Annotated in this window: 6 protein-coding genes and 1 pseudogene; 4 read left to right on the forward strand and 3 right to left on the reverse strand. The window is 44.0% G+C overall.

Going from position 1 to position 7,887, the window contains the following annotated elements; translation table 11 throughout:
* The first annotated feature begins 3 nt into the window (after positions 1-3).
* The 4 genes from CAG69_RS14580 to CAG69_RS14595 all read left to right on the forward strand — a co-directional run bounded on the left by CAG69_RS14580 (position 4) and on the right by CAG69_RS14595 (position 4,762).
* Entirely contained in the window at positions 4-1,917 is a 1,914-nt protein-coding gene (locus CAG69_RS14580; RefSeq protein WP_161444856.1) for a tetratricopeptide repeat-containing diguanylate cyclase, read from the forward strand.
* 7 nt (positions 1,918-1,924) lie between these two features.
* Positions 1,925-2,266: a hypothetical protein gene (locus CAG69_RS14585; RefSeq protein WP_161444852.1), complete on the forward strand. Its 342-nt coding sequence runs from the start codon at positions 1,925-1,927 to the stop codon at positions 2,264-2,266.
* A 249-nt stretch (positions 2,267-2,515) separates the two neighbouring features.
* Positions 2,516-4,294, forward strand: coding sequence for a S8 family peptidase (locus CAG69_RS14590; RefSeq protein WP_161444854.1), 1,779 nt, complete (start codon positions 2,516-2,518; stop codon positions 4,292-4,294).
* A gap of 12 nt (positions 4,295-4,306) precedes the next feature.
* Positions 4,307-4,762 (forward strand): hypothetical protein, encoded by a 456-nt coding sequence (locus CAG69_RS14595; protein WP_012842506.1) that lies wholly within the window; start codon positions 4,307-4,309, stop codon positions 4,760-4,762.
* Positions 4,763-4,906: 144 nt separating this feature from the next.
* On the opposite strand, the pseudogene CAG69_RS14600 reads toward CAG69_RS14595, so the two are convergent.
* From CAG69_RS14600 to CAG69_RS14610, 3 genes and pseudogenes are all read right to left on the reverse strand, one after another.
* Positions 4,907-5,769 (reverse strand): annotated as a pseudogene (locus tag CAG69_RS14600) (SRPBCC family protein).
* An 88-nt stretch (positions 5,770-5,857) separates the two neighbouring features.
* Positions 5,858-7,099, reverse strand: a complete 1,242-nt coding sequence (locus CAG69_RS14605) for a sensor histidine kinase (RefSeq protein ID WP_109169044.1) — start codon at positions 7,097-7,099, stop codon at positions 5,858-5,860.
* The gene (locus tag CAG69_RS14610) at positions 7,071-7,739 is read right to left on the reverse strand and encodes a response regulator transcription factor (RefSeq protein WP_005395631.1); all 669 of its coding nucleotides are present in this window, start codon (positions 7,737-7,739) and stop codon (positions 7,071-7,073) included. Before CAG69_RS14610 ends, CAG69_RS14605 begins: the two co-directional genes overlap by 29 nt.
* Between the last annotated feature and the right edge of the window lie 148 nt (positions 7,740-7,887).

Raw genomic sequence — 7,887 nt, forward strand, 5'->3', positions numbered from 1 at the left:
CTCATGCACTTTCCGATTAAAACGCTAACTTGCGCGCTGTTCTCAGTACTTGGATTCTTCTTCCATCCAACCCATGTACTTGCCAACACAGAAAAACAGAGCTATCTGGAAGAACACATTTCTCCTCAAAGCAGCTCCATGCTCAATCTCTATTTTCGTTCAATGGGTAAGCCGCGCTCAATTGAAGAAGATGAATTAGTTGCGCCACAGAATGCGTCAGCGGAATCTCTTGCGCTTTATTACTTTGCGCGCCTATACCTAAAGCGCTACGAAGGCGTTCCGCTGCCCAAAGATATGCCTGATTTAATTGAGTTTGGGACAGAGCATAATTTACCGTGGGTAGTCGCTGAAGCACAGCTTAATAAAGCGGTAACCATGATTGAACTAGACGACAATTGGAATGCAGAACTTGTACTCCATGACATCATCGCTGAAGCCCGCGATCTCGGCTATTTAGCGCTAGAAGGAAGAGCATATCGCTGGCTAGGGAACTTAGAGGTTTCACGGAATCAACTACGTAGCGGACTCAAGTATTACCGAACCGCCTATGAGTTGTTAGAGAGAACCGTATTTGAAATGCAAGTTGCCATGACGCTGAATAACATCGGTACCGTCTATATCGATGCATCCGATTGGGCTCGCGCCAGTAGCTACCTTACGCAAGCACTCGATACCTATTTAAACAGCGAATATCAATATGACAACAGCCTTTTCATTGGGGTTATCTACGCAAACTTAAGTATTGTTCACTTAAGCAGTGGAGATAGCGAAAAGGCAGAACACTATTTTAATGAAGCAATCCGACTCTCAATGCAAACGGGGTCAGACGTCATCAAACACTATTCATTATCCAGCTTCTCACAAATGTTAAGTTCGATAGGGAAAATTGATGAAGCGTTGATGGTTGCACAGCGTTGCGTAGCTCTCCCTATCACGGGAAACGTAGAGGCGAAGAAAATGCCTTGTTATGAAGCATATGCAGAAGCATACCTCGCAGATGAACAATACGATAAAGCTATTTCGACAGCTATCAACGTACTTGAGCAAACTAAATCAACCGATGAGCTAGAAATACGACAGCGCATTGATATGCTGTCGGTCCTAGTAAACGCGAATCAAACCCTTAATAATTTTGAAGCGGCTTTTCGTTACTTGACTCAGTTAAGAGAGCTAGAAGCTGAATTTTCTCATCATATTCACGGCGAAGAGATGATTAATATTAAGTTTGACCTCGAAGCTAAGTTAGCTCAGAAAGAACTCAAGCTACTAGAAACGAAAAATGCGTTGCAAGCTTCAGAGCTGCGTTCACAACGCTATAGAGAAATGTTCTACTTTATCGCTATCGCAGCGATTGGTGTCGTTGGCTTTCGTTACGTACTGCGCGTTAGGAGTATTAATAAAGCACTCACTCAAGAAAATACTACCGATCCATTAACTCAACTGCACAACCGTCGCTACCTTCCCATTTGGCTGGATAAAATGGCTCGTAGAAGCCCAGATAGAACGTTTGCCTTAGCCGTATTAGATATCGATCATTTTAAAACGTTTAACGATGAATATGGGCATGATATTGGCGACAAGATGTTAATGCATATTGCCAGGTTATTTAATGAATCGACTCGCTCTGGTGACCTACTCATCCGTTGGGGTGGAGAGGAGTTTGTCTTATTATTTGAAGTAAACAGAACTGAAGATTGCGCTAAATTCTTGGATCGATTGAGATATATCGTGGAAAAAACGCCACTAGTGGTTGACTCTAAGTCATTAAACGCGACAATTTCTCTCGGAGCTGTCGACAGACTGTCCGTAAAAACTATTCAACAAGAATGGGATCAATGGTTTTTCTTCGCAGATCAAGCTTTGTATGACGCAAAGCAAGCAGGAAGAAATCGCTTCGTTATTCACCCGACGTCATAAGAGCAAAATGAAAAAAATCCTAACCATCGCTATTTTTGCGCCTGCACTTCTCACTGCGTGTAGTCACCATCAAGCCTCTCAACTGGGAATGCGCAGCAGCAGTGTTAACGTATATGCCCAACAAATGAGTAACACTCAGTTGTGCGAGACCCTCTACTACAACCGTGCAACCAACCAAACCAAAGTTGCGATTGGCGCTGAGTTTAACCGACGTGGTTTAAACAAGAAGTGGTGTGATAGTGAGTTCAATAAGCTATACATCAAAAAGTGGATTGATAACGTGCTACCCAAAGAAAAGGCCAAACCGAAGAAACCAATGGCGACAATTCAACCCGCTTCAAGTAAATAATCCTTCCTCTCAAAGCAGACAGTACGACCGTATTTTCTGCTTTTCACTTTTCATACGTGCGCTATTCGACATTAAAAAACCCTATAATTTCAGTGAATTAACACTGGCTCATGTTGTTCGTCGAACTTTTGATGTAAACAAGTTGTAAATGGTTTTCGTCCTTATTCTTTGTCGTTAGCTTTGTTTATTCCTGTTAGAGGAATATGAAACAGGAGCTAAAAAATTCCAAACAAAGACATGAGGTCAAAAATGGAAATACGCATTAACCGCCTATTTGCTGCTATGTTGGCAGTAGGCATTGCACCTGCCGTCTCGGCGTTTGATCCACTCTATTCTGAACAATGGCACTTAGACAACACAGGGCAAACTGCTTTTGCAGCTAACCCAGCTGTTGCTGGGAACGACCTAAACACCAAGCTCACTCAAGCAATGGGTATTGCGGGTATTGGTGTAAAAGTCGCGGTCATTGATTCTGGAGTGCAGATCGATCACCCAGATCTTGCAGGTAATATAGTTACAGGTAGCAGAAACTTCGTCGAAGACTCTTCTTTCCCATTAAGTTATCCGGTTGATACCAATGGTCACGGCACTGCTGTCGCCGGTTTGATCAGCGCAGTCGGCAACAATGGTGAAGGTGGACGCGGTGTTGCTTCTCACTCTTCTCTTATTGGTTTTAACTGGTTAGCCAACCAGACATTAGAAGGCTGGCTAATCTCTCACGGCATGGACCCAGCCACACGCGATGTTCGTGTATTTAACCAAAGCTATGGTTTCAGCCCGATCAACCCAATAATTTTTGATGAAAGCGATCCTCAACTTAAACTTGAAATGGACGTGATAAAAAATGTCAGCGAGAGTAACTCATGGGGACGCGGTGCTGTATTTGTTAAGTCAGCCGGCAATGGTTATCGCTATTTCAATGCGGGAAGATTCTTCGTATTACCAAGTAACTTCTTTGCTGGTGGAGACAACCAAGGCTTGCCGATGCACAACTCCGCTCAGTCTTATGACAACGCCAACTATTTTAATTTAATCACCAGTGCACTACGTGCGGATGGCACGCGAGCGAGTTACTCATCGGTGGGGTCTAACGTGTGGGTTGCCGCACCAGCAGGTGAATATGGGCAAGACTTCCCTGCCATGGTCACCACCGATTTGATGGGTTGTGAAGAAGGGCAAAATACCAGCGACGGACTTGGTATCAATGGCTTACACGGCGGAACGGAGCTAGACCCGAACTGTAACTATACCAGTACAATGAACGGAACCTCGTCTGCTGCGCCAAACACGTCCGGTGCCATCGCGGCAATCATGTCCACGAATCATGCACTTTCTGCTCGTGATGTACGTGCTTTGCTAGCAGAGACAGCAAAAGTAACGGATAAAACGCATCCAGGCGTACAACTTGAATTTACTAACCACAAAGGTGAACAGGTTAGCTACGAGGCCATTTCTCCTTGGCAGAAAAACGCTGCAGGCGTAGATTTCCATACTTTTTATGGCTTCGGCGCTGTCGATTTGGATGAAGCAATGCAACGTGCTCGCATGACGAATCGTGTTTTACCGCCTCAAGTTATTACGCCTTGGGTTAATAATGCTAAAGAAGTCAGTGTACCCGATGCGAGTCTGGCTGGCGGTTCATCAAGTATCGCTATTGCCGATGATCTGAAGGTAGAATCCGTTCAAGTGAAATTGACATTAGACCACTCTCGCCTGCCCGACTTAGCTATCGAGCTCGTTTCGCCATCAGGGACTCGTTCCGTTTTGCAAACACCACGTAATGGTCTTGTTGGTCAATCTCTTGACCCAACGATTACTGGCTACAAAGACCAATTAATGTTGTCTAACCAGTTCTATGGCGAAGATGCAAAAGGCGAATGGACATTACGAGCAATCGATACGAATGGCGACGAAGTCTTTTCTTACATTGCATATTTTAACTCTTCAACCATCTATGATGTTCCGATGGCAAACAACACTCAGCCAGGTGTTATTAAGAACTGGTCGATGCGCATCTTTGGACACTAAGGAGTCAATTACATGAAATACATATCATTTTCTATGCTGGCTCTTTCTATGATGACGGCTAGCGCATACGCTGAGCAACAACTCTCTCAACAACCCGCACCTGAACTGTTCGTGCCTTCAGAAGCGGTTGAGATTAATGGCCAAGATTATCGCAAGGTGCAAACGGGTACAGCTAGGAGCCTATCCGAAGAAGTAAAGCTTCAAGCCGGTGATGAAGTGTTTAAGAATGCATTTAGCAATGTATCCAAGGCCACTGGACTGGTTTACATCACGGTAAACAACCCTAACGAAGCGAAAGCGGTCGCCAAAGAGCTAAAGCTGGAAGTTGTCTTCGCAGAGGGAGAATCTGCGGTGTTAAAAGCATCTCAAGATCAAGATCTACTGAGCATTAGCGACTATCTAAACGCAGACAGCCGGGTAAAAGCGTCTAAAATTGAACTAAACAGCGGTAAGTACCGTGCACAATAATTCTCTAGCAAGAGAAGTTGGCTGATAAAACCATGCCTCGGCAATTGCTGAGGCATTTTTATAGGTGAGTATAGAAACCCTCTTTTTTTGTAGATTACTACGGAACTAGCATGATATTCAGGGGAGCGTGTCCGGCAACGCCTGTCATTTCTTAAATAAAATAACTTCGGTTCTTAGTTTATCCTGCGTGGTTTCTTGCGGGTTATCTAAGTAGCGCTCAATCCCTAATGGACTGGTTTTGGCTTTCATACCACTCTGGCGAACCAAGTTCATCGCTAAAGCCCACGCATTTCCCAAAAACTGATATTCCCCACGGTGCTCGACGACAAATGTTTCACTCTCAGGTATGGTACCAGTAACCGCCCCCTCTGGCGCAGTTACCGCGTTATCAAGTGGTAAGCAAGTGATAAACTCAAACATACCTTTCTGTATATCCATCGACTGGTAATAACAAAATAACTCGCCGTTCACAGATAAGCCCTTGTCATCAACTATCTGCTTTAACTTGTGAACTTGTTCTTCTATCACCGGACCTAATTCTGGAATGCTGGCCTCGCCTTTTATTCCGATGTAATGAACCTGAGGCTGGGTTCGATTACCAATTTCAACCAAGTCTGAGAGCACTTGTCCGGTTTCAAGTTTGCTTTTAAGCATGCGTAGCCCACGTTGATAATCCATCTCTATCATCGACTTAAACATACTTTTCAAAAAGAACAGATACCAAGGAACGCGTGATTGCATTTGCCATTCGACTAAACAACCATCTTGTGACGGCGTCACTATTAGAGTCACCTTTCCGTGACTCTTGATTGGGCGAAAAAAATGAAGCTCCATTGGTAACCGGCTCCAACGTGACCTTGATTATCGCTGAATGTAAGCTCGCAACTCGGTTCAAGAATGATCCAAGGTGACCAATCAGGCCAGTTATTAAAATCCTTGAGATAGCCAATAATCTCGCTTTGATTCTTATTAATTTCAATACTTCTGCTGACCTGATAAGAAAGCATAACGGTTCCTCAAGTTTCCGCGTCACTAACTTCAGTCTAATTCAAATTCCAGTTTTTTCTTGTTTGACTGTGGGTTAGACGCACAAAGCTAGGAACGGAATTCCACTTTCGCACTAAATCGAACACCATCATCGTCCAGTATTAACGCCCATCCCATCCGTTCACATATGCGTTGTACGATAACAAGCCCACAACCGTAGCCGGCGTTGTACGTCTCGTTACCATCGTGACGATTCAGGATCTTAAGAGCATGACCATCCAACTCAATCTCAATATCTCCCACACTATAGCTAAAGGCGTTTTTAATCAGATTGTTGATTACAATGGTCACAAAACTCTCCGGTGCATTCACGACACCACTATGTTGTTCGTGCAAAGAGTAGTTCGAATCTTGCTTGGCAAATAAAGGAGCCAGCTCTTCCAGTTGTTTTTGTAAACAAGTAAGAAGCTGATGCTCTCCGTAATGCTGAGGCTCTATTTTCTCTTTACCGAGCAAGAGAAACGCTTCTGTCAGTACGCGCATGTCTTCACAAGCTGACTGCATTCTCGCGATGGCTTTTTGCGCGACTCGAGGTTGTTCTGGAATACGCGTTAGAATGTCTGTTGAGCCTTTGATCACCATGATTGGCGTTCTCAACTCATGCGATGCAAAACGACTAAATTCTTGTTCTCGTTTGAAATAGCCCGCGATATCGTTTTTATTATCCAGCAAAGTTTGCTCTATTTGGCGTGTCTCACTGAACTTGGTTTCAACTTGGAAAGCGGGTTGATCCGGTGACATTTGGCTGATTTTGTCTTCGATTTGCGCTAGTGGTCGAGACAATATTCGCACCATATAAATGCCATACCCGACCATAACAAATGAAAATAAGCCACCGAGCAGTAGCGTAAACTGATGCAGCGAGCTTTCGTATTCGTCGAGGTAATCATCGGAGTCATCTTGAAACACAATGTACATAAGCCCCTTCCCTGAGGGGTGTTTCAATACGACAAAGTGTTTGTCTTCTTCACCAAGCAGATATTCGTAAAAACCGGGCGAAGTAAAAGAGAGCAACCAATCCGGTGTCGGTGCTTCACTCCAATATGAGTTGAACTCCAATACGTTTGGCAATGGCGCATCCCAGCCCTGTTTCTCGAAATTCTCACTATAAAGCGCAGCTTCAGTATCAAGCCAGTGATGTAAACTCAGCACTTCAAGTTTGTTTTCTGCCACATAAATCAGCGACCAAAAAAGAGTAAACATCACAAGCGTCATCACCCCAAAACCCCAACGGATCTTGCGATAAATACTTGGATATTCGTTATGCTTTAAGTCGGTAACCTTGTCCATGAATAGTCTCTAATCGTGATTCTTCAAAACCTTTGTCTAACGCGGTTCTTAAACCATAAATATGGCTACGAAGTGCATCACTTCCGGGTGGTTCGTCTCCCCACACACTATCGATCACTTCTGTGCGCGAAACCGATGCTGGAGCACGTTGGAGAAGTAACTTTAAAATCTTGGTTTGAATTCGGCTCAGCTTAATTTCTTTGTCTTTTCTCGTCACTTTGCCTGTGCGCGCATCTAAACAAATGTCCGCAAACTTGAGCGTTCCAATATCTTGCCTTGGACCGCGATTAGCCAAAGCATGAACACGCAAACTAAGCTCTTCCATCGCAAATGGCTTCATTAAATAGTCATCGCCTCCCGCTTTAAATGCCGCGATTTTGTCATCTAACGTATCTTTTGCGGTTAGGAAGAGGATTGGAGTTCCACAGAGCTGATCTTGTCGAAGTTTCTGTACCGTACTAATGCCATCGAGCTTAGGCATCATGATATCCATGATGATTACATCGTAATGATTATCCTCGATTAACTTCAGTGCGGCCTCACCATGATACGCACAATCGATAATCATGCCTTCAAGCTCAAGATAGTCCGCAATCGTCTCCGAGACATTGTGGTTGTCATCTACAATTAAAATTTTCATAAAAATCACATTTCTTCACGATCTCTTCACGATATGCCCAATAAGATACAGGCAATTTCCTAAACTAGCTCGTAAATTGAGGTTAATACAATGAAAAAACTCGCTCTTATTTCTGTAGTAGGTTTGGCATTGTCTGGTTGTGGTGGTT

Source organism: Vibrio sp. V43_P6S15P86 (assembly GCF_009904725.1).
Classification (GTDB): Bacteria; Pseudomonadota; Gammaproteobacteria; order Enterobacterales; family Vibrionaceae; genus Vibrio; species Vibrio diabolicus.

What these genes read in the sequence shown, in the direction of transcription:
- CAG69_RS14585 (WP_161444852.1), top strand. Translation starts at nt 1,925, where the DNA reads ATGAAAAAAATCCTAACCATCGCTATTTTTGCGCCTGCACTTCTCACT.
- CAG69_RS14595 (WP_012842506.1), top strand. Translation starts at nt 4,307, where the DNA reads ATGAAATACATATCATTTTCTATGCTGGCTCTTTCTATGATGACGGCT.
- CAG69_RS14610 (WP_005395631.1), bottom strand. Translation starts at nt 7,739, where the DNA reads ATGAAAATTTTAATTGTAGATGACAACCACAATGTCTCGGAGACGATT.
- CAG69_RS14580 (WP_161444856.1), top strand. Translation starts at nt 4, where the DNA reads ATGCACTTTCCGATTAAAACGCTAACTTGCGCGCTGTTCTCAGTACTT.
- CAG69_RS14605 (WP_109169044.1), bottom strand. Translation starts at nt 7,099, where the DNA reads ATGGACAAGGTTACCGACTTAAAGCATAACGAATATCCAAGTATTTAT.
- CAG69_RS14590 (WP_161444854.1), top strand. Translation starts at nt 2,516, where the DNA reads ATGGAAATACGCATTAACCGCCTATTTGCTGCTATGTTGGCAGTAGGC.